This is a genomic window from Pedobacter sp. Leaf216 (assembly GCF_001421515.1).
In the GTDB taxonomy this organism is placed as follows: domain Bacteria; phylum Bacteroidota; class Bacteroidia; order Sphingobacteriales; family Sphingobacteriaceae; genus Pedobacter.
Genome location: NZ_LMKM01000015.1, coordinates 79066 through 100868, shown reverse-complemented (window position 1 = coordinate 100868; position 21803 = coordinate 79066). Strand labels below are relative to the sequence as shown.

Sequence of the window (21803 nt, the reverse complement as noted above, 5' to 3'; positions counted from 1 at the left end):
GTTAAGGTAACTGAATACCGCCATAAGTGGCCCCGATGGGAATAATTTTCTCTCCAATCCAAATTTGGCTGCGGTCAAATTTGGATATTTTGTTTTTGGCCACAATAAATGCACGGTGGCAGCGGATAAAATCAGCTTTTGGCAGCAGTTCTGCAAGATCGTTAATGGTTATTCGTGAACTTAAAAGCTTGCCGACAAGTTTAATCTGTGTATAATTTCCTGAAGCTTCCACATATAGGATTTCGTTTAATTCCACCTTAATTTGTTCATAACCATCTTTTACAAATATGTATGCTGTTTTAACTTCTAGCCTTTGATTTCGCAGATTAAAGAGTTCTTGTGCTTTGTTACAGGCTTTTAAAAAGCGCGAAAGTGAAAAAGGTTTTAACAAATAATCAACAGCATCAAGTTCAAAACTTTGAACGGCATGTTCGGTATAAGCAGTGGTAAAAATAACCATGGGTGGTTTGCTCAAACTTTTTAAAAAATCTATACCGCTAATGTCTGGCATTTTGATGTCGAGAAAGATTAAGTCAACCTTATTGTGCTGAAGGTAAGTAATTGCCGCAAAAGCATCCGTAAAAGTTTGCTGCAACGTTACAAATGGAACTTTTGAGGCGTGCGATTTTATAATATCGAGTGCAATGGGTTCATCATCTATAGCAATGGCAATCATTTTTTTATTTGTTCTTTGTGTTTGTTAGGCTTTTTATTATGCTGAAGAAGGAGAAGCATCTCCAACCGATTATCACTGATCTAACGACGTTCGCCTGTTGCTTTTCTGTAATTCAAGCCAGTTTTCATCGTTAAAAGATCCTTCATTGCATTCAGGATGACAGCACCAATTTAAATTCAATAATAAGAATTTTTACTAACAAATTGTCCTCATTTAGCCTCTGCTCGGATTGTACTGCCTTAATCCAACTGTAAGGTTAAATGAACAAAAAACTCATTGGCACTCTCCCGAATAATTAGTTCATGCTTCTCATAATAAAGTAACGATAAACGTTGTTTTACATTCTCCAATCCGATACCGCTTTTTAACTTTTCGGGGTCGTTATCGGCTTTAATATAAATGCTATTGCTTACATCGAAATATAATGTGCTTTCTTTAGTTTGTAAGGTTATTTTAATATACGAGGGCTGTTGCAAACTGATTCCATGTTTAAATGCGTTTTCGATAAAAGGAATTAACAGCATTGGTGTAATCTGTAAATTGTTCAGTTGTTCTTCAATGTGTGTATCAATCTTAATGTCTCCTGATCGTGAGGTGCGAAGTTTTTGTAAATCGATATAATTGTTCAGATACTCTACCTCACGGGTGAGCGAAATTTTATCCTGTGTATTTTCGTGGAGCATGAAACGCATCATATCACCAAGTTTCTGGATTCCTTCACCTGTACGTTCTGCATTTTCCTGCAAAGCGGTTCCGAAAAGTGTATTTAGTGCATTAAATAAAAAATGTGGATTGATCTGTGATTTTAAGAAATTCAGGTTAGCATCCGATTTTCCCAGTTCCGTTTTAAGCATTTGTATTTCACTCAGTTTCTCGAATTTATGTTTGTATATATACCAGGCTAAGGGGGTGGTAATACAGATTAAGCAAATGGCATTTAATATCAGGGCAATCGGGATGGCATTACGGTTGCGCATAAACGCAACTAAAACAATTAATAAAAGCATCGAAACAATGATGGTAATGCCCACATTTCCCCAAAAATATCTTGCAAAACCCTTAAAATTTTTTCTCAGGTTTGGGATGATGTAATAAATGGCACAAAATGCAACGAAAATATTTACCGGTGGAACAATCACCCAGATCACCAGCAACTCATAATCTATTCTTACCGAAAGTACGGCTGCAAATATCATTAGCGTTATCAGCCAGATTTTGGTTGATGTAAAAAGTTCAGGAGTGATATTGTCGTTATAACCTTTTAAAATTGGGATTCTTTTCAGTAGTTCTAATCCCTGCTCATTAAAATAGGCATAAATGTTAAACAGTAAATAAATGAAAAAGATATAGGTAAAAGCTTCACCGAAAAATATATCATAGGCGCGCTCTATGTCATCATATTCTACCAAACGGTATGCTTCTGAGTAGGTGTTGGCTATCATCCAGGCCAGGATAGAAATGAAGGTAACAGAAACGGTTAAAATCACATTCATGATGATGTTCCGCTTTCTTGCCAAATGGGGCATCGAAACAAAATTGAAAAACAAAAAACTAAAGTAGAGAATGCTGATTTTAACGATTTCGGGCAGAAAGAAGTTTTGCATTACGCTATAATCGAGCGAGTTTTCCGAAAAACGGTACGAGCCCCCGGAGCCATAAGTGGTTTGCGTACAGATACTGATCAGCGCAAGGATATATAATGTTGTGGAAATCCAAAATTCAAGCTGATTAATACTTTTGGATTTGATTGATGAGGGGTTGCCAGATAGAATTACCATTTCATTTATTTTATGCTGCAATTTTACGAAGAGTATCTACATCAATATTTAAAATGTGATGGAAGTGCTAAAAAATGTGACGAATGAATAGGGTATTCAGGATGGTAGAGTTGTCAACTTTCATCGCACGCTCGCTAGAAAGTTGACAACTCTTGATGTGTAGTCACATGTTACCATCTGGCTAATTTTAGGTTAGTAATTGATATTAATGCGAGTGTAGAATAGTAATAACTCACACCGCCAACCGAATACCCACCACCGATAAACAATTTTACTATCTTTGAAAAGGATTTTTAGATTGATTTCCATCATTCATCTAAATTTCCCACTTACTCATACCATAAATCACTCAATTAACATGACCGTTTACGGAATTCCGAATTGCAATACAGTTAAAAAATCACTCGATTGGTTAAAAGCACATCAGGTTGATTTTGAATTTCATGATTTTAAGAAAAAAGGCATAACCGAAGAAAAATTAAACGAATGGTGTAATGCTTTTGGTTGGGAAACCGTGTTGAATAGAAAAGGATTGACCTGGAAAAAACTCAGCAAAGAGGAGCAGGCAAAAATAGACAACCAGGAACTGGCTATCGCTTATTTAAAAGAAAATACCAGTGCCATTAAACGCCCGGTTGTTGAGCAGAACAATAAAGCTGTATTAATCGGATTCGATGATAATAACTATTTAAAAACACTAACCTAATTCATTTGTTCTAATGTTAAAGTTTGTTAAATGCAAATTTTAAATGTCGAACTAAGTTACTTTTGATTATGTACAAACTGATCATTTTTCTATTACTTGCCCTGCCTATCGGCGTTTATGCACAAACGGTAACTACAGGTACGGTTTTCGATTATTCGAAAAAAACACTCTCACTCCCTGGTGTAACCATCAGAAATCTGAACAGTAAAAAAACTACCAGTACCAATAGAGAGGGTAAATATACCATCGGAGCAAATATTGGTGATCTGATTGAGTTTTCGGCCATTGGCTACCATACCGATACCTTATATTTAACCAATTTGTTAAACAGAACCATCTATCTTCCTACAAAATCGAATAGCTTAAAAGATGTAGATGTTACCGCAGTGCGGATGAACAGCCAGGTTACCGATGCAAAAGATCCGTTGGCAGAAAAATATACCCTTTTAAGTACCGGCGGTAACCTTAACCGTAAAAGAATGAAAGATAAAGTTGGTGGCTTAAACCTTAACCTTGGGTATGGTAAATATAGAAGGCAACAACGCAAAGAAGCTGATCTTGAAGAGAAAGAAATGTATCAGCAGGAAATTGATGAAAATTTTACCCCAAAAGCCATTACCGAACTTACCAAATTAGATGGTGATGACCTTAAAAACTTTATGATCATTTATAGGCCATCTATTGAGGCGGTAAAAGCAGAAAGACCATACCGTTACCCTTATTACATCTCACGTGCCTTTGCTGCATGGAATAAATTAACCCCACAAGAAAGAAAACTTCAGGATTTACCTAAATTAAAAGCAAATTAAGAAGTTTTAAATCATAACAACCGAATTGTTGCCATAATAGGTAACATTATAACCACATATAAATCTATATGTGGTTATTTTTTATATTTACAGCAGTATTACAACCTTATTATTATCATGAAAATGACTAAACTGATTAATTTTTGTTTAGTTTGTTGTGTTTTTGCGCTTTCAGCATCTGCCCAGCAAGCTACAACACCTGCACCAGCAACAAACTATAATCCTGCTGAAGCATTCGGGCCATTATTTTATACTCAAAACGGAAATGAATTCCGTTCGGCAATTGGTGCACCAGGGCCAAAATACTGGCAAAACCGTGTAGATTACAACATCACCGCCAACCTCGACGAAACTAAAAACATGGTAAGCGGAACAGTTACCATTACTTACAAAAACAACAGTCCTGATAAATTACCATATTTATGGTTACAGTTAGATCAGAATACCTTTAAACAAACCTCTCGCGGTTATGCAATTACACCATCCCGCAGCCGTTATGGAGCACAGGGCGAAAAATTTGATGGTGGATATCAAATCCAGAACATCAGTGTATCGCAAAAAGCAGGTGCTGTAAAGTTTACCTCTTTAGTTGAAGATACCCGGATGCAGATCCGTTTAGATCAGCCTATGGCCGCCAATGGTGATATAGTTACTGTAAAAATGGACTATTCGTATGTGGTACCAAAAGAAGGATCAGACAGAACGGGCCATTTAACCACTAAAAATGGAGAAATTTTTGCCATTGCACAGTGGTTTCCACGCATGTGTGTTTACGATGATGTAATTGGATGGAATACCTTGCCATATTGGGGCGGTGGTGAGTTTTATTGCGAATATGGCGACATTAACTTTGCCATTACCGCACCGGCAAACCATATTGTAATGGGTTCAGGAGAGTTGTTAAACCCTGCTGAAGTTTTTACAGCTGAACAGTTAAAAAGATGGAATGCCGCTAAATTGAGCGATGCTACCATCCACATCCGTAGTGAAGAAGAAGTAACCGATCCTAAATCGCGTCCGGCGAAAGATAAATTAACCTGGAAATTCAAAATTACCAATGCACGTGATGCGGCCTGGGCTTCGTCAAAATCTTTTGTATTAGATGCAGCGAGGTATAAATTGCCAAGTGGTAAAACCGGTTTGGCAGTTTCTGCACAACCTGTAGAAAGTAATGGTGCTGATGGTTATGGCCGGGGTGTAGAATATGTAAAATCTACCATCGAACATTATTCATCAAAATGGTTTGAGTACCCTTACCCAATGGCAGTTAATGTGGCCACAAATATTGGTGGTATGGAATATCCTGGTATTGTGTTTTGCGGTTGGAAAGCTAAAAAAGCAAGTGCCTGGGGTGTAATTGACCATGAATTTGGTCATACCTGGTTCCCGATGATTGTAGGATCTAACGAACGTAAATACGGTTGGATGGATGAAGGTTTTAATACTTTCATTAACGGAATATCGAAAAGCAGTTTCAATAAAGGCGAGTACGCAACTCCACCAGCAGATTTAAACAAAATTGGAAAGGCTGTAATTGGCAACCCGATTTATGAAAACATTATGCAAATGCCTGATGGAATGGCTGAAAGAAACATTGGTGTTAATTTATACAGCAAACCAGGTTGGGGATTGGATATTTTGAGAAATCAGATTTTAGGCGAAGACCGTTTCGATTATGCTTTCCGTCAATACATTAAAAACTGGGCGTTTAAACACCCAACACCTTTTGATTTCTTCCGCTCGATGGAAAATGGCGCAGGTGAAGATTTAGCGTGGTTTTGGAGAAGCTGGTGGTTAAACAGCTGGAAAATGGATCAAGGCATTGCTACTGTTGAAGCTGTTAAACAGGATGATAAATTGGTGGGTTACAACATTAAAGTGGTAAACCTCGAAAAAATGCCTATGCCAATCATCCTTCAGGTAAAAACTAAAAGCGGTAAAACTGAAATTGTAAAAGTTCCGGTTGATGTTTGGATGAAAAATACCAGCTGGTTGGTGCGTTATCCAACAACTGAAGAACTTGAATCAGTTACTTTAGATCCAAATAAAGTATTGCCAGATTCGAATCCTGATAACAATACATGGACAGCTACAGGAAACTAATTCCGCTGTAAATGGTATAAAGCCTCCTGATTATTAAAAACATCAGGAGGCTTTTTTTATTGCAAATTGCCGACGATTTACCATTTCTTATCGGATAATTTAGCGGCTGATAAATTTGTAGCAAATGGAAATAGATTCTTTAGAGATCACCAATCCCGATGGGATATATGATCCCCGTGCACATGGCTACTCTCATGTAGCAACAGTGCAGGCAAACAGTAAACTGGTTTTTGTTGCCGGGCAGGGTGGGAGCAGAACAGATGGTATTTTAAGCGAAGATTTTAGAACCCAGGTAAGCATTGTATTTGAAAATATTGCGCTCGCCTTAAAGAGTAAGAACCTTAGCATGGCCAATATCGCAAAACTGACAACATTAGTGGTGGGCTATGATGACGAAAAACATCAGATTCTGATTGAAGAATCAGTAAAGATATGGCCAGATCAGAAATTTCCGGTTAACACATTAATTCCGGTGCCACGGTTGGCGTTAAATGGTATGTTGATTGAAATTGATGCTACTGCGGTAGGTTAACTGTTAAATCATTATAAAATATTATAAAGCGCATCAGTATTTTTAGTGATTATTATTGGTTACCGCTTATTAAGATTATAGGGTCAAATCATGATTAAAGCTTTAGGCCTTCAGTGCCAAACCAAGCATGATGGTCATGAAAGCTCCCTGCCGCGGGCAGCAACCAAGCATGATGGTCATGAAAGTTCCCTGCCGTGGGCAGCAACCAATCATGAGGGTCATGAAAGCTTCCTGCCGTGGGCAGCAACTAATTATGAGGATCATGAAGGTTCGGTTTTTGGTAGCATCAACTTGTAGGCAACAAAAGCAGCAGTTTAAAAAACAACACATGGAAAAACTAGAGCGTAAAAACGTTTATAAAGTTTACGATAAAATAGGTCACTGGTTTGCCGAAAACCGCCATTCAGTTTTAGAAGAAAAAGCTTATCTGGATGAGGTGCTTAAAAAGCTCCCGCTCAACGCAAGTGTTTTGGATTTGGGCTGTGGCAGTGGAAAACCCATACTGGAATACCTGCTAAGCATGAAAGTTAAGGTTTTAGGTATTGATGCCAGTACGCAGATGCTCGAAATTGCAAAAGCAAATTTTCCGGATACACGATTTATCCAGAAAGACATGCGGAAGTTGGACCTTGATGAAAAGTTTGATGCGATAATTGCCTGGCATAGCTTCTTCCATCTTCCTGTTGCCGATCAGCCTGGCATGTTCAGTATTTTTGGTCGGCACCTTAACCCCAATGGAGTTTTGCTTTTTACCTCAGGTACCGAAAGGGGAGAAGCCTGGGGAATGAACGGTGGCGAAAATATTTTTCATGCATCATTGGCTGTAGCAGAATATCATCAATTGCTCGAAGAGAATAATTTTGAGGTACTTACCCATAAAGTTAACGATCCTGAATGTGGCGGTGCAAATGTTTGGCTGGCGCAATATAAACCCCGATAATTTTGCCTTAACTTTGCCCAATGGCCGAACAGCAAAAAAATAACCCGTTACACGGTATCACCCTTGAGAAAATTGTAACCGATCTTCAGGTACATTATGGTTGGGAAAAACTGGGATCACTGATCAGGATTGATTGTTTTAACAACAACCAAACGATTAAATCGAGCTTAAAATTTTTAAGAAGAATGCCCTGGGCCCGGAAAAAAGTAGAGGAGTTATACCTTGATACCTTTCATAAATAATAGCATGAGTGGGTTGTGCATGATTGAATGCCTCAGCGATCAAATCCTCCGTTCAATCATTACATCTTTCTTTAATTCCATTATTCAAACTTTCGATAATTTAATAAGTTAATAATTTTCAGTACCGGTAAATGCTACGTTTCTGGAACTTTTTAACTTTCCAGACAAAAAAAATATCTTTTTTTGTCACACTTTACATCTTTTGGTGTCTTATAGCTGAAACCTTGAGAAAAGGTTTTTCAAACAAACTAAAGAAAAATCAAAATTTCAGTTATGAAAATCTATTTATTGATGTTGCTGTGCATCATATCTACGAAATCCTTCGCACAACAGGCTGCCAGTATCAATGGAAAAATTATTGATGGGAAAACCAACCTTCCGATTGAATATGTAGGTGTTATTTTATCAAACATAGCCGACTCAACCAAAAAAGTTGGTGTGGTAACCAATAAGGTGGGCGAATTTACCATCAACACTGTTGCCAACGGAGATTATCAGATCAGGATTTCTGCAATGGGTTATAATCCGGTTACGAAAAAAATTAACGTAAACGGAAAAGTGCTTAACCTTGGAACATTCAAAATGCAAGAAGATGCAATAGCTTTAAAAGATGTTGCAGTTAGCGGTAGGTATGCTATGGCAACGGTAAAAAAAGATACTGTCGAATTTAATGCCGATGCTTATAAAACCAGGCCAAATGCAGCGGTAGAAGATCTGCTGAAAAAGTTGCCAGGCGTAACAGTTGATAAAGATGGGAGCATTTTGGTACAGGGACAAAAAGTTACCCGTTTAACCGTGGATGGAAAAGACTTTTTTGGTACCGACCCTAAAACCGCCACTAAGAATTTACCTGCCGATGCCATTGCCAAAGTACAATTGATTGATAGCAAAACACAGGAAGCCAAAGCAACCGGAATTGATGATGGGCAAAGGGAAAAGGTTTTAAATTTAACCATTAAAGAGGATAAGAAAAAGGGCTGGTTTGGCAATGCCAACCTTGCCGGGGGTAATACCGATAAATACGGAACATATTTAAGTGCGAACCATTTTAATAAGAATTTGCAGTTTGCAGTTTTGGGAATGAGCAACAATACCAACGATGCCAGTTTTGGTTATGATGACCTGAGTAGTTTTAGTGGAGGAAACATTGGAAATATATTCGCACCGCCTGCCGGGGGAAGTTTTTCAATTAACAACAATAATGGTAAAACCACTATAGGAGGAAGCGGCGTTTTTGATAACAATGCCATTGGGTTATATACTACGCACAGTGGTGGCGTAAACTACAGCAACTCATGGGGCAAAAACAATAAGTTAGCCATTAGCGGGAGTTATTTTACTTACTTCTCTTCCGGTTTAGGTAATAAACTATCAAATATTCAGGATTTAAGCTCGGGCGATATCTTACGTACATTGGATAATACTGATCGGAACAGCAATAACCAGGCACACCGATTCAATTTCAAGGCAGAATATCATCCAGATTCATTAACCGATATTGTATTGCGTCCGAATGTGATATTAAACAATAGCACCAACATTAACAACCGAACTTTCAATGCAAATTTTGATGCTACAGGAAAGGCAAACGATGGAACTCAGTATTATAACCAACATAATTTTACGCCTTCATTATTTGGCGAATTTACCGTACTCAGAAGGTTGCCAAATAAAAAGGGTTCAGTATCAATCCGCTTAAATGGCACTCAGAATACTTACAATGCCGATTGGCTCAACCAATCGCTGCTAAACCAATATGTAAACGGCGCGGTTAACGTTACCAATATTAACCAGCAGGCCAACCAGGAAAACGCAGCCAAAACCTATACCATTAATGGAAATTATGCCCGGCCTTTAAATCAAAAATGGAGTGCCAATGTAGCCTATGGTTATACGCGCAGTATTGTAGATGCCCAACAGCTTACTTTTGATTATAACTCAACCACCGATCGTTACGAAACTATTGTTCCTTCGTTAACCAATACTTTCGATAACCATAATAGCCTGCAAACTGCTGGCTTGGGCTTTATTTATACAGGTAAAGACTGGACTTATAATTTTGGATTAAATGGCCAGCAAAGTTTATTAAATGCAAACGTATTGAATAACATTGGTACTAACATTGGCAATATCGAAAAGTCTTATTATAACTTATTGCCCAGGCTAACGGTAAATTTTAAGAATAAAGCCAATCAAACCATAGCCATCAATTATCGCGCAAGTGTTAATCTGCCATCGGTAACCGATTTACAGCCAGTGCAGAACAATACCAATCCGTTATACCAGAGGATTGGAAACCCTGATTTAGAAGCACGAAAAAATCATCGCCTTTCGGTCAATTTCAATACGTTCAGCCCCGATAATAACCACTATTGGAACGGTTATTTCCTGTACAATTTATCTTTTGATGATACAGGCAATGATATTACCTATAATAACGGAATCCAAACGGTTAAACCCATAAATGTAAACGGCAATTATTACCTGCGGGCAGGAACATTTTTCGGTATGCCATCAAAACTTAAAGGATTAAGGATGAACTATGGAATGAACTTCTTTACCGAACATAGAACAAACTTTATCAGCAATGCTAAAAACATTACCAACAGGTTCGAAATCGGGCCAAACATTAACTGGAGTTATGATATTGATGATAAATTTAATGCTGGTATTTATGCTTACGTTGCCTATACCAAGATAAATAATACAGCCGAATCGGCAATTGATAACAAATATTTTAGTCTGGAGAATAACCTTAACCTGAGTTATGAGTTTATTAAAGATTTAAGGGTAGAGGCCGATGTGAACCATGTTGGGTCAGCCGGGCGTGCAGACGGATTTAACAACAATTACTTTTTGCTTAATGCAGGCATTAACAAGTATTTAATGAAACGCAGGGTAACACTAAGTTTAAAAGGGTTTGATATTTTGAATCAAAATACCAGCATTGATAGAATTGTAAACAGCAGCCGGATAGAAGATGTGCGCTACAATAACATTACCAGGTATTTTTACCTATCGTTAAATTACAAGTTAACCAAAGTAGGTGCAAATAACGAAAGAAGTAATCCCCGCAATACGGTTAATTAAGTTAAGCTTTTAAATTTTGATCAGGCCCCTGGCAATTGCTTTTAAGAAGTAAATGTTAGGGGCTTTTTATTAAAGAATTAAGAAAGAATCTTCGCGCAAACGTTTGTGGATACATTTTTGATAAAAACACGCACTTTAAGCAGCATTTTCCTTTAAATTCTTTAAAAATATTCAATAAATAGGGGAGTTCGTGCCCATTTCTAAATCCGTCTCTTAATATTTGGTGTTGTTTTGTTCATAAAACCATCAATTCGTGGGTTTAATCAAACGTTTGCGTGGTGTTTTAATGGTTTATGCATTCAAAATCGCATAAATTAGGTACTTAAACAAAACCAATAATCGGATAAGTAATTCGAAAGATGATTTACATTTATTGCGTAAAAATAAATGGTATATTGTTTAAGCATTCAAGTTAAATCATTACAAAAAAGATGGAGTTATTAGTAGCAGGCGATATAACCAAAGAAAAAACAACGCTGAAATATCTTTTCTTAACCTTTCTAAAAATTGGTTGCGTGAGTTTTGGCGGTCATATGGCACTGGTTTCATTAATTCAACGGATTATGGTTGAGCAAGATCAGTCTATCGATAACGAGGATGTGTTAAACAGCGTTACTGTAGCAGCTTTTATGCCCGGCCCTATGGCAGTTAATGTGGTTGCCAATATTGGCTATTTGTTAAAAGGGAAATGGGGTGCCGCTATAAGTATGTTCGCGGTATTGCTTCCTGCCTGTACTTTAGTGTTGGCGTTGGCCTACATGTATTTATCAAATGGGCAAAGTATGGCCTGGACATCCATAATGCAATATGTTGGTGCAATTGTAGGCATTATTATACTATCAACCGGTTTACAGCTGTTTAAAAAGGAAATTGCGCTTAATTATGCTAAAATCTTCCTTTTTTTACTGGCCACAACGCTCGATCTGATCAAAGGAAATTACTTAATTACAATTGCACTTATTGCTATAGGGGCAATTGCAGGTTTAATGCTCGACAGGAATAGAGTTGATCAGATTAAAGTGATGAGTAGCTTTAAAACCAATTTTAAACTAAAAATAAAGTCATTTTCATTTATCGCCGTAACCGTTTTATTCATCAATCAAATCTTATTTTTTACGGCTGCATTTAAATCCTATCAGAACATTTTATTCAAAATAGCTACTGTTTTTTCGGGAATCAGTATTTCTCTTTTTGGAGGAGGTTATGTGGTAATTCCGATTATGCAATCGCTATTGGTTAAAGATTTGCATTGGCTTAACGCGAAGGAATTAATTGATGTAATTGCTTTTAGTCAGGTTACGCCAGGCCCAATCCTGGTAAGCGCAACGTTTATAGGTTTTAAGCTGGGTGGTTTTTTAGGTGCCTTTGTTGCTACCTGCAGCATGTTTATCCCTTCGGCCATTTTAATGATTGTGGTTTCAAAAATCTTTAATAAAACCAAAGACCATCCTTTTATTAAAAGCATGATCTCAGGAATTAAAGTGGTGGTTGTGGGGCTGATTATTTCTTCAGCCATTAAAATATTACTACTTCAGCCCCGAACACTTTTAGTGGCCGCAATATGCATTGCCGCTTTAATAGTAAGCTTTAAATATAAATTAAGCCCTGTTTATTTAATACTCGGTGCAATTTTTCTTGGTACAGTATCAATTTTTATATAATGGAAAGTTTTTTAAAGCCGGATGGTATTCAGATTATTGGAACACAAAGATCCGGTTCCAATTTGTTGAGGGTAATATTAGATCAGTCTGAGCAGATTGCCTCACCCCATCCCCCACATATTCTGGTCACCTTTGTGCCCTTGCTTGGTTTGTACGGATTTTTAACTGAAGAAAAGTATAAGCTACTCATTGCAGATGTAGTAAGTTACGTAAAAGCTAACCCCGTGCCCTGGGATGGTGTTGAGCTTAGCGAAACCTGGATTTTTGAAAACTCAACAACATATAGCCTTTTCGAAATCAATAGATTGATTTATGAAACTGCAGCAATTGCCAAAAACGCAAGGTACTGGTGTTGTAAAAGTATGGCTAACGTGCATTATGCGGCCAACCTTGAACAGCACAACCCCAATTTAAAATACATTTATTTATACCGCGACGGGCGGGATGTTGCCCTCTCGTTTAAAAAGGCAATTGTTGGCGAAAAACACATCTATCAGCTGGCTAAACAATGGTTTACAGATCAAAATGCTTGTATTGAGCTGTCAAGGAAAATTACAAAAGATTGGTTTTTCTCTTTAAATTATGAAGAATTGATTGCCAATCCTTCAAAAGTGATTCAGGAATTGTGCCGCTTTTTAGCCATTGATTATTCAGAACGCATGTTGGATTTTCACCATTCAAAAGAATCGAAAGCAACAGCCAGCGCAGGCGAAATGTGGGAAAATTTGGCCAAGCCTATTATAAAAGACAATACAGGCAAGTATAGGAAAGAACTCCGTGCAGAAGAAATCGACATATTTGAATCTATAAACCACCAAACCTTAACCGATTTGGGTTATAAGTTAGATAGACCGGAAAATAAACGTAAGCAAATCTCTGAAAATGATATTGAAGGGTATAATAATGAAAACGATCTGCTTAAAAAAAGCATACTTTTAAATGCCCGTCAATCAGATCTCGATAACCGGGGGCCACAATTAGCAATATTAAAAAGAATAAAATCGCAGTATTTAACAGCAAGCGTTTAAAATAACATGATTGATACTATTGATATAAATAGCATACTGGAAATAGCGGTTGAAGCCGGAAAAGCAATTTTAACTGTTTACGATAATGAAGAAGACTTCGAAATCTCAACCAAAAGTGATTCTTCTCCTTTAACCAAAGCCGATAAAATAGCAAATGATATCATCTGTTTCCAACTGAAAAAACAGTATCCTGCAATTCCTATCCTCTCAGAAGAAGGAAAAAGCATTCCTTACGAAGAAAGGAAAAACTGGGAATTGTATTGGTGTGTAGATCCATTGGACGGAACTAAAGAATTTATTAAGAGAAATGGTGAGTTTACTGTAAATATTGCCTTAATCTACAAAAATGCACCAATATTGGGGGTAATTTATATTCCGGTACAAAATCTTTTATACTACGCTAATGAAGCTTCAGGCAGCTGGAAACAAACTCCCGGACAGCCACCTTTAAAAATAAATGCAATTAAAAAGGCCAATAACTGGACGGCAGCGGTAAGCAGATCGCATGCTGATGGCGAAGAACGCGCAATACTTGCCGATTATCCAATTGTAGATTTTATTGCCGTGGGCAGCTCCCTTAAATTCTGTTTACTGGCCGAAGGCAAGGCCCAGATTTACCTTCGAACAGGCCCTACAATGGAATGGGATACCGCTGCGGGGCACGCAATAATCTTGTATAGCGGTTGCCACATGCATACCTTATCCGGGCTGCCGATGCTTTACAATAAAGTATCATTGTTAAATGAAGGCTTTTTGTGTAAAATAGATTAATAATAATATATGCCTGTTGAACTGATGTCTGAAAATAATATTCCAGCGCAAAACGGAATGGTGATCTGGTTATTTGGTCTATCAGGATCTGGTAAAACGACCATTTCAACTTTATTGAAAGAAAAACTCGAAAGCGAAGGCTTTTTTGTTACCACATTGGATGGTGACGTACTTCGTGAAGGGATTAATAAAGATTTAGGTTTTAGCGAATCAAATCGGGCCGAAAATATCAGGCGGGCCGCAGAAATAGCCAAAATAATGATGTTGAACAATATTATTACGATTTGTTCATTTATCACTCCACTAGCACAGCACAGGGCATTAGCAGCCAATATTATTGGCGAAAAGTATTATGAGGTGTTTTTAGATTGTCCCCTTACGGTTTGTAAAGAGAGAGATGTAAAAGGTTTGTACAAAGATGCCGATCTTAAGCTGATCCCTAATTTTACAGGTGTAAGTGCCAGGTTTGAGCCCTCTGTAAATGCCAATCTCGTGATTAAAACAAATACAGAAAGTCCATTTCAAAGTATGAACAGGTTATTTATGAAAGTTATTCCACGAATTAATCCTAATTCCTGATCGCTTTCCATAGCAATTGCCTTTTAATCATTCCCCATTCAATTTTGATCTTTGTTTTAAGTGCTGTTGAGGTGCTTAGTCAATCGATTGCGCAGTGTTTTTGCATTTAAATAAGTGCTTTAATCCCTAATATTATAAAAGCAAGAAAGAATAGCCCTCGCTTTTTTGTGAGCAGTCAACTATCAAACAAAACACTATGACCAAAATCTACGAACAAACCACGGAGAATTATAGGAAAAATGTTCCTATACCTGAACGCTCTTTTTTAACGACTCTTTTTAAATCTATTTATTTTTCTTTAATTCTTTTGCTCCCGCTGGCGGTTAGTGCGCAAACAGTGGTAACCGGTGCGGTGAAAGATGAAAAAGGACTGCCAGCTGTTGGAACTTCGGTAACAGAAACAGATGTGAAAAACGGAACCTCTGTTGATGGCAACGGTAAATTTACCCTTACATTGAAAGGAAAATTAAAGGTTTTATCTTTCGCATTGGTTGGTTACAAAACACAAAAGGTTACTATTGGGGCTTCTAATGTAGTAAATGTAAATCTCGAAGAGGATTTAAATAAGCTGAACGAAGTTGTGGTTGTAGGCTATGGAACACAGCGCAAAACAGATTTAACAGGTTCCATCAGTTCAATAAAAAGCGATGACCTGAATCTTGGTGGTACAACCTCTAACATCGGTCAGGCAATACAGGGTAAGGCTGCAGGTGTGCAGGTGCAGCAAACCAGTTTTGCACCAGGCGCAGGCATGTCTATAACGGTAAGGGGTGGTAATTCCATCAATACAACCAACAGCCCGCTGTATGTTATAGATGGGTTTATATCCGATAATGGAAGTACGGTAAATCCGAACGATATTGAAGATATTCAGATTTTAAAAGATGCATCATCTGCAGCAATTTATGGTGCAAGGGGAGGCAATGGTGTTGTTTTAATTACAACAAAAAAAGGCAAGGCCGGTAGGGTAGCTATCGATTTGGATTTATCAAATGGTAACCAGTTTTTAACTTATAAGCCATCACTATTAAACGGGCAGCAATACACGGCTATTCAAAATGCAACAGCCATTGAAGATAGTAAGCCTGCACCTTTCCCATCATCTTTTGCCATTGCAAATACAAACTGGTTGGATGAAGCAACGCAAACAGCTTCTGTACATAACAGAAGTTTGAGTATCAGCAGCGGCGACCAGAATTCTAAAATTTATGTTTCTGGAAATTACCTTAATCAAAAAGGTGTTTTGCAGGGTACCGGGTTAGAAAAATATACAGCCAGAATAGGTGCTGAAAAAACACTTAATGAACGTTTAAAGTTAGGCGCTAATTTTTATGGATCGAGTGCCAAAGTATTACAACAGTCTTATTCTGCTGATATTACTGCACCATTGTTCGGCTTATTAACCGGGCTGCCTAATATTCCGGTTTACAACCCTGATGGAAGTTATTACCGTTATCAAGGTAAAGATAATCCCCTTGCAAGTTTATTGGAGCCTACAAATACGAGTAACAATAAATTGGTAAACGGAAATATTTCTCTAGACTATCAAATTATTAAAGGTTTAACTTATCATTTAGGGGCGGGTGCTGAGTATACCAACCTCAATGAGGGGCAATATATACCTAGAACTTTGAGTGCAGGCGCAAAAAACGGTGGCTTGGCCGCTCAAAAGAGTTCAACTACATTTAGGTGGTTGGTAGAAAATTATTTAACCTATAAATATAAAACTGGAGATCATGACTTTACTTTTTTAGCCGGAGTATCCAGTCAGAAAGATGTTAATGATTATTTAGCTGCGGGTAGTAAAGGTTTCCCTACAGATGCATATTTATTCTATAACCTTGGTGCAGGTTCGACTCCAAACGGTTCTGGAGTTACCATTAGCAATTTGGGCAACGGTTACAATAGCTTTAAAGAGCAATCTACCTTCAATTCAATGTACGGCAGGGTAAATTATAACTATAAAGATAAATTACTTACATCATTTACATTAAGAAGGGATGGTTCTTCGAAATTCGGACCCAACTACAGCTATGGATATTTCCCTTCGGGCGCTGTTGCCTATAAATTTACCGATGAGGAATTTATCAAAAATCTAAATACTTTTTCGAACTTAAAACTACGTGCAAGTTACGGCGTAACAGGTAACGACCGGGTTCCTAATTACTTGTATTTGGCAACTTTTACCAATTATAGCACTGTATTAGATCCAGGCAGCCCACTGCAGATTGGTACGGAGCCTAAAACCCTGCCAAACCCTGATTTAAAGTGGGAAAGTACTACACAATATAACTTCGGTATCGATATGGGTTTTCTGAACGGCCGTGTAAATGCAACAATTGATCTTTATGCAAAGAAAACAACCAATTTGTTAATTAATATTCCATTAGAACAGTATTGGGGTTTCAACTCCATTACTGTAAATGCTGGTTCTATCCAAAACCGTGGTATCGAATTTCTATTGAATACGGTAAATGTTCGTAATGATAACTTTACCTGGAATACCAATTTCAATATTTCACTTAACCGTCAAAAAGTATTGTCGTTAGGTCCTGTTAATCAAATTTCTGTTAATACGGCAAATCCGAGTGGTACAGTATCAGGTCGCGAATTTTCAAGAGTAGTACCTCGTCGTGAACTTGGTGAACTTTTTGGATACATTTATGCTGGTGTAATTAAAACAGGAGAAACATATGCTCCACAGCCAGGTTCTAAAGCGGGCGATCCGAAATATCAGGATGTTAATGGCGACGGTAAAATTACACCCGATGATATGACCTTTTTGGGTAACTCTACACCACGTTTTACAATGGGTTTTGGTAATGATTTCCATTATAAAGGTTTCGACTTAAATATCTTCTTCCAAAGCTCTTTCGGTTATTCGTTGTATAATATGAACAGATTGGTGTTGGAATCTACAACGAGCACAGATGCATTGAACAGGTTTGTTGCAGGTACCAATGAAAATACAGATATTCCACGTGAAGGGTATTTCTTAACAACCTATGGCAGTTATGTTAATTCGCGTTTTGTGGAGGATGCATCCTATTTAAGATTGAAATCAGTTTCTTTAGGCTACAATGTACCTACCAAATGGTTAGATCATATCAAAGTAATTAAAGGTTTCAGGGTATATGCAGAAGCCCAGAATTTATTTACGATCACCAACTATAGTGGAACCGATCCTGAAGTTAACTCACATTCAGGAAGTAATTTTGGAGGAGGGATAGATTTTAATGCCTTCCCTGCATTCAGAACATTTTCTGCAGGTGTAAAATTGACGATCAACTAGTGTTACTTTCCAATTTTAGGATTAATAAAGATAAAAAGATGAAAAGATATAAGATTATTTTGGCGATTACTGCAGTTGTACTTTTGCAGTTTTCTTGCAAAAAGGATTTGGAACCAGTAGTATATAGTAGCTTAACCTTAGGCAATGCTTTTAAAACAAAATCCGACGCTATTGCTGCGGTAAATGCCGTTTATGCCCGTTTAAAAGGCCCCTCTGTTGGCGATAATTTTGATTATTGGACAGTTAGGCATTTTGCTTTGACTGATTTAACCACAGATGTTGGACATTGCAGCTATGGAGGAGATCCTGGTCAGTTATCAAATGTACAATGGAACTCAGCAAATGGCTTGATTGCTGAAGATTGGCGACAAATTTATAAGCTTATTGCAAATGCAAATAATGCGATTTATAACCTCTCTAACATGAGTGCAATTACTCCAGAAGAAAAAAGCCAATTCCTTTCTGAGATGAAATTTTTAAGGGCCGTAGCTTATATGGATTTAACCGATGCCTGGGGCCCGGTAGTTTTAGCAACTGAAAAAGATGTGGAAGAGGCGAGTAAATCACCTAACTATTTTGCCAACAAACAATTAACTCCACTAGATCAGATTGAAACATTTTTAATTAATGATCTTCAAGCAGCAGCTACAACTTTACCTTTAAATTATGTGAATAATTCCATATATTCCAGCAACGATGTTGGCCGTGCAACAAAAGGTGCCGCACTTAGCCTATTGGCTAAATTGTACCTGCGCCAGCACCAATGGCAAAAAGTTGTTGATGTAACCAAACAAGTAATGGATTTAAAGGTATACTCACTTTTTTCAACTTATGAGGGGCTTTTTGCAGAAAAAAATCAATGGTGTTCAGAGAATATTTTCTCTGTTTTGAGCGATGCAAATGTTAATGGAACAGAATTGCTAAATCACTTTGGCCCACAACAACATCCTGTTTTAACAGACAGGTGGCAATATTACGCTGTAACCTGGGATTTTTACAACAGTTTTGATGATGCTGATGATCGTAAGAAACTATTCTTTCCTGAGTATCTGGGCGTGGATAAATTGGTACACAAACAAGCGCCTACCTTAGGTGCTACTCCTCCGGAAGGTATTTTTTATATGCAAGATGTGGCCACAGCGAAATATGCTGATCCAAATGGAGCAAATACCTATTACGATGGGCATAGTGTAAATATACTCCGCTACGCAGATATATTATTAAGTAGGGCAGAAGCGATAAATGAATTAAGTGGTCCCAATGCCGAATGTATCGATCTGATTAACCAGGTAAAAGGACGATCACACGCCAAGCTTTTGGTAGCTGCAAACTACAACCAAACCACTCTGAAAGATGCCCTTTTACAAGAACGCGGTTGGGAATTGTTTTACGAAGGAAAAAGGAGAGCAGATTTAATGAGGTTTGGCAAGTATGAGGCCGTAGTAAACGGTTACTTAAAGCGCACCAATCAAACGCCTACAGTAGTTATGCCACGCGATCAGTTTTTTCCATATCCATTAAACCAGGTGAATATAAATCCGAATTTAAATAATTCTGGCAGACAATAATTTCTTACTTTTAATTGTAGATAAAAAGAATATGTAGTTTTTGCTGCATATTCTTTTTTATTTAAAAACGGCTATCCCTAGATTTTAATATTTCCATTATATGAGGTGTTTATTTAAACTTGTTGTTTTACTTGCCGTGCTTACGTTTTACGGCTGTAACCAGGTAGAGGGCATTAAAGAGATTAAGCTAGGCTTACACAATAACAATGTGCTAAAAATACAGGTTGATGTGGTTGCCAATGCTGCTTTTGATGCCTACATAGAATACTGGGCAGATAAAGTTCCCGATGCACAGAAAGAAAGTACAGCACTGTCTAAAAATAAAAGTAACCACAAGTTTGTGCTGTGTAACATCATGCCAAAAACCAGCTATGCTTACCAGGTTATCACCATAAAAAATGGTACCAAAAAAGTAAGCAAAACCTACAACTTTGTTTCTAATGAATTGCCCGAGTGGCTTAAAGATCAATTTAAAGCAAAAAGTGCTGATGATAAGTTAATACCAAAAGATTTAAAAAACGGATTAATCCTGGTTAACAAAAGGTATGCTCCCGGCATGGCTTACCTGGTTGATTATAAAGGAAGGTTGCGGTGGTACCATATGGTAGATAATGTTGGTTTTAAGGTAATTAATTTTACAAAAGATAAAACCTTGCTGTCGATTTTAGGCGGTAATGATGAGCCAACAAGTTATGGTAGTCAGATCCTGGAAATTAATTTAGAGGGCGATACCGTTCTCATGTTAAAAAAAGGCCAGGGTGATTTTAAACAGACCATTCACCACGAAATTTTAAAAAACCAAAAAGGGCAGTTGGTTACCCTATTTGTTGATCAGAAAATTTCCGATTTGAGCAGTATTGGTGGTAAGAAACAAGATACCATTAACGGTGATGGTATTTTAGTAATGAATAAAAAAGGAAAACAGATCTGGAAATGGAGTGTGTTTGATAGCCTTGATCCCTTTAGCGACAAAGCACTGCTTAAAACGAAAAAAGATTGGATGCACGCCAATAGTTTAAACTATGATAAAGATGGAAATTATATTATTTCATTTTATAATAATGGCCAAATCTGGAAAATTGACGCTAAAACCGGTAAAGTAATCTGGAAATTCGGCAAATGTGGTAACATTAAAATGCCAGCCAATACGGGTTTCTCCCAGGCCCATGCCGTACATATTAATACAGAAGGAAACTTAATGTTCTTTGATAATGGAATTGAAAAACATCAATCAGGTGCTTATGCCTTTAAAATAAATGAGCAAACCAAAAGTGCAAGTTTAGATATGCATATTCAACTGCCTTCACAAATATATAACGACCGGATGGGCAGCGCGTATCTGATTAACAGAGAAAACATTTTATGTTGCAGCTCAAAAAGGCATATTGTAGTCCTTACCAATAGAAAAGGTGTTTTGTTGTGGACATTAGAGGCTTCTGTGCCGGCATATAGAGGAATATTTGTAACTTCGGATCAATTAAGTCCATATTTAAAGCCTTAACCTGATGAAAAAAGCTATATTCCTTATTTGTGCAATAGTAATAAGCCTAAGTTTTTCTGCATGCAAAAAAGGAAAAGTTAAAAACCTGAACAGTATTGGTTATGGCTCATCTTTTGGGATGTGTGTTGGCTATTGCTCCAATAATCTGCTTATTAGCGATTTAAAACTCACCTTATCAAAATCAAAAAACGGACAGCCTTCTGATACCAAAATCTGTAGCAAAACAATTTCTGAAGCAGATATTAATGCCATTAAAAACGATTTAAATATGGATAAGATCGCAGCATTACCTGAAGTGATTGGTTGCCCTGATTGTGCAGATGGCGGAGCAGAATGGATCTCCATCAATGCCGATGGCAAACAATATAAAATTACTTTCGAATATGGTAAGGCACCAAAAGAACTCGAAGCTGCGGTTGAGCGATTTAAGGTACTAAAGGAGGGATTTAAGGATTGTAATTAATTTTAACAATCGAACATAAAAGATTGGAGTGTCAACAAGAAAGACTTCCGCAAGCCCCTGCAAT

Annotated in this window: 18 protein-coding genes; 16 read left to right on the top strand and 2 right to left on the bottom strand. The window is 37.4% G+C overall.

The features are described 5' to 3' along the window. Position 1 precedes the first annotated feature (1 nt). Both ASE74_RS13945 and ASE74_RS13940 read right to left on the bottom strand, forming a co-directional pair. Positions 2 to 676 carry a LytTR family DNA-binding domain-containing protein gene (locus ASE74_RS13945; protein WP_055910178.1) on the bottom strand — a complete coding sequence of 225 codons (675 nt, stop codon included), beginning with the start codon at positions 674 to 676 and terminating at the stop codon, positions 2 to 4. 239 nt (positions 677 to 915) lie between these two features. Further along, complete coding sequence (locus ASE74_RS13940) at positions 916 to 2454, bottom strand: sensor histidine kinase (RefSeq protein WP_055910175.1); 1539 nt, start codon at positions 2452 to 2454, stop codon at positions 916 to 918. Positions 2455 to 2812: 358 nt separating this feature from the next. Here ASE74_RS13940 and ASE74_RS13935 point away from each other — a divergent pair, with 358 nt between their 5' ends. The 16 genes from ASE74_RS13935 (at position 2813) to ASE74_RS13860 (ending at position 21739) form a co-directional block, all read left to right on the top strand. Then, complete coding sequence (locus ASE74_RS13935) at positions 2813 to 3160, top strand: Spx/MgsR family RNA polymerase-binding regulatory protein (protein WP_055910171.1); 348 nt, start codon at positions 2813 to 2815, stop codon at positions 3158 to 3160. 68 nt (positions 3161 to 3228) lie between these two features. After that, entirely contained in the window at positions 3229 to 3969 is a 741-nt protein-coding gene (locus tag ASE74_RS13930; RefSeq protein WP_055910169.1) for a carboxypeptidase-like regulatory domain-containing protein, read from the top strand. A 117-nt stretch (positions 3970 to 4086) separates the two neighbouring features. Further along, positions 4087 to 6072: a M1 family metallopeptidase gene (locus ASE74_RS13925; protein WP_055910164.1), complete on the top strand. Its 1986-nt coding sequence runs from the start codon at positions 4087 to 4089 to the stop codon at positions 6070 to 6072. 124 nt (positions 6073 to 6196) lie between these two features. After that, on the top strand, positions 6197 to 6604 hold the full coding sequence (locus ASE74_RS13920; protein ID WP_055910160.1) for a RidA family protein: 408 nt from the start codon (positions 6197 to 6199) through the stop codon (positions 6602 to 6604). A 90-nt stretch (positions 6605 to 6694) separates the two neighbouring features. Then, on the top strand, positions 6695 to 6901 hold the full coding sequence (locus tag ASE74_RS13915; protein WP_055910157.1) for a hypothetical protein: 207 nt from the start codon (positions 6695 to 6697) through the stop codon (positions 6899 to 6901). A gap of 31 nt (positions 6902 to 6932) precedes the next feature. Next, a complete protein-coding gene (locus ASE74_RS13910) occupies positions 6933 to 7544 on the top strand; it encodes a trans-aconitate 2-methyltransferase (protein ID WP_055910154.1) in 612 nt (203 codons plus the stop codon). Between the two features lie 20 nt (positions 7545 to 7564). Continuing rightward, positions 7565 to 7786 carry a VF530 family DNA-binding protein gene (locus tag ASE74_RS13905; RefSeq protein ID WP_055910152.1) on the top strand — a complete coding sequence of 74 codons (222 nt, stop codon included), beginning with the start codon at positions 7565 to 7567 and terminating at the stop codon, positions 7784 to 7786. A gap of 273 nt (positions 7787 to 8059) precedes the next feature. After that, on the top strand, positions 8060 to 10876 hold the full coding sequence (locus ASE74_RS13900) for a TonB-dependent receptor (protein WP_055910150.1): 2817 nt from the start codon (positions 8060 to 8062) through the stop codon (positions 10874 to 10876). A 431-nt stretch (positions 10877 to 11307) separates the two neighbouring features. Beyond that, the gene (gene chrA / locus ASE74_RS13895) at positions 11308 to 12537 is read left to right on the top strand and encodes a chromate efflux transporter (RefSeq protein ID WP_055910148.1); all 1230 of its coding nucleotides are present in this window, start codon (positions 11308 to 11310) and stop codon (positions 12535 to 12537) included. Continuing rightward, complete coding sequence (locus ASE74_RS13890; protein ID WP_055910145.1) at positions 12537 to 13565, top strand: sulfotransferase; 1029 nt, start codon at positions 12537 to 12539, stop codon at positions 13563 to 13565. The genes chrA and ASE74_RS13890 overlap by 1 nt, the downstream gene beginning before the upstream one ends. Before the next feature lie 6 nt (positions 13566 to 13571). Next, entirely contained in the window at positions 13572 to 14336 is a 765-nt protein-coding gene (gene cysQ, locus ASE74_RS13885) for a 3'(2'),5'-bisphosphate nucleotidase CysQ (protein ID WP_055910142.1), read from the top strand. Between the two features lie 9 nt (positions 14337 to 14345). Then, entirely contained in the window at positions 14346 to 14915 is a 570-nt protein-coding gene (gene cysC, locus ASE74_RS13880) for an adenylyl-sulfate kinase (RefSeq protein WP_055910140.1), read from the top strand. Between the two features lie 196 nt (positions 14916 to 15111). Continuing rightward, positions 15112 to 18207: a TonB-dependent receptor gene (locus ASE74_RS13875; protein WP_055910137.1), complete on the top strand. Its 3096-nt coding sequence runs from the start codon at positions 15112 to 15114 to the stop codon at positions 18205 to 18207. Positions 18208 to 18245: 38 nt separating this feature from the next. Then, entirely contained in the window at positions 18246 to 19775 is a 1530-nt protein-coding gene (locus tag ASE74_RS13870) for a RagB/SusD family nutrient uptake outer membrane protein (RefSeq protein WP_055910213.1), read from the top strand. A gap of 100 nt (positions 19776 to 19875) precedes the next feature. Continuing rightward, complete coding sequence (locus tag ASE74_RS13865; RefSeq protein ID WP_055910134.1) at positions 19876 to 21276, top strand: aryl-sulfate sulfotransferase; 1401 nt, start codon at positions 19876 to 19878, stop codon at positions 21274 to 21276. Positions 21277 to 21280: 4 nt separating this feature from the next. Then, positions 21281 to 21739: a hypothetical protein gene (locus ASE74_RS13860; protein WP_055910132.1), complete on the top strand. Its 459-nt coding sequence runs from the start codon at positions 21281 to 21283 to the stop codon at positions 21737 to 21739. Positions 21740 to 21803 lie beyond the last annotated feature (64 nt).

Excerpts from the sequence above, each read along its gene's own strand:
- ASE74_RS13945 (WP_055910178.1), bottom strand. The coding sequence starts at position 676 with ATGATTGCCATTGCTATAGATGATGAACCCATTGCACTCGATATTATA.
- ASE74_RS13940 (WP_055910175.1), bottom strand. The coding sequence starts at position 2,454 with ATGGTAATTCTATCTGGCAACCCCTCATCAATCAAATCCAAAAGTATT.
- ASE74_RS13935 (WP_055910171.1), top strand. The coding sequence starts at position 2,813 with ATGACCGTTTACGGAATTCCGAATTGCAATACAGTTAAAAAATCACTC.
- ASE74_RS13930 (WP_055910169.1), top strand. The coding sequence starts at position 3,229 with ATGTACAAACTGATCATTTTTCTATTACTTGCCCTGCCTATCGGCGTT.
- ASE74_RS13925 (WP_055910164.1), top strand. The coding sequence starts at position 4,087 with ATGAAAATGACTAAACTGATTAATTTTTGTTTAGTTTGTTGTGTTTTT.
- ASE74_RS13920 (WP_055910160.1), top strand. The coding sequence starts at position 6,197 with ATGGAAATAGATTCTTTAGAGATCACCAATCCCGATGGGATATATGAT.
- ASE74_RS13915 (WP_055910157.1), top strand. The coding sequence starts at position 6,695 with ATGATTAAAGCTTTAGGCCTTCAGTGCCAAACCAAGCATGATGGTCAT.
- ASE74_RS13910 (WP_055910154.1), top strand. The coding sequence starts at position 6,933 with ATGGAAAAACTAGAGCGTAAAAACGTTTATAAAGTTTACGATAAAATA.
- ASE74_RS13905 (WP_055910152.1), top strand. The coding sequence starts at position 7,565 with ATGGCCGAACAGCAAAAAAATAACCCGTTACACGGTATCACCCTTGAG.
- ASE74_RS13900 (WP_055910150.1), top strand. The coding sequence starts at position 8,060 with ATGAAAATCTATTTATTGATGTTGCTGTGCATCATATCTACGAAATCC.
- chrA (WP_055910148.1), top strand. The coding sequence starts at position 11,308 with ATGGAGTTATTAGTAGCAGGCGATATAACCAAAGAAAAAACAACGCTG.
- ASE74_RS13890 (WP_055910145.1), top strand. The coding sequence starts at position 12,537 with ATGGAAAGTTTTTTAAAGCCGGATGGTATTCAGATTATTGGAACACAA.
- cysQ (WP_055910142.1), top strand. The coding sequence starts at position 13,572 with ATGATTGATACTATTGATATAAATAGCATACTGGAAATAGCGGTTGAA.
- cysC (WP_055910140.1), top strand. The coding sequence starts at position 14,346 with ATGCCTGTTGAACTGATGTCTGAAAATAATATTCCAGCGCAAAACGGA.
- ASE74_RS13875 (WP_055910137.1), top strand. The coding sequence starts at position 15,112 with ATGACCAAAATCTACGAACAAACCACGGAGAATTATAGGAAAAATGTT.
- ASE74_RS13870 (WP_055910213.1), top strand. The coding sequence starts at position 18,246 with ATGAAAAGATATAAGATTATTTTGGCGATTACTGCAGTTGTACTTTTG.
- ASE74_RS13865 (WP_055910134.1), top strand. The coding sequence starts at position 19,876 with ATGAGGTGTTTATTTAAACTTGTTGTTTTACTTGCCGTGCTTACGTTT.
- ASE74_RS13860 (WP_055910132.1), top strand. The coding sequence starts at position 21,281 with ATGAAAAAAGCTATATTCCTTATTTGTGCAATAGTAATAAGCCTAAGT.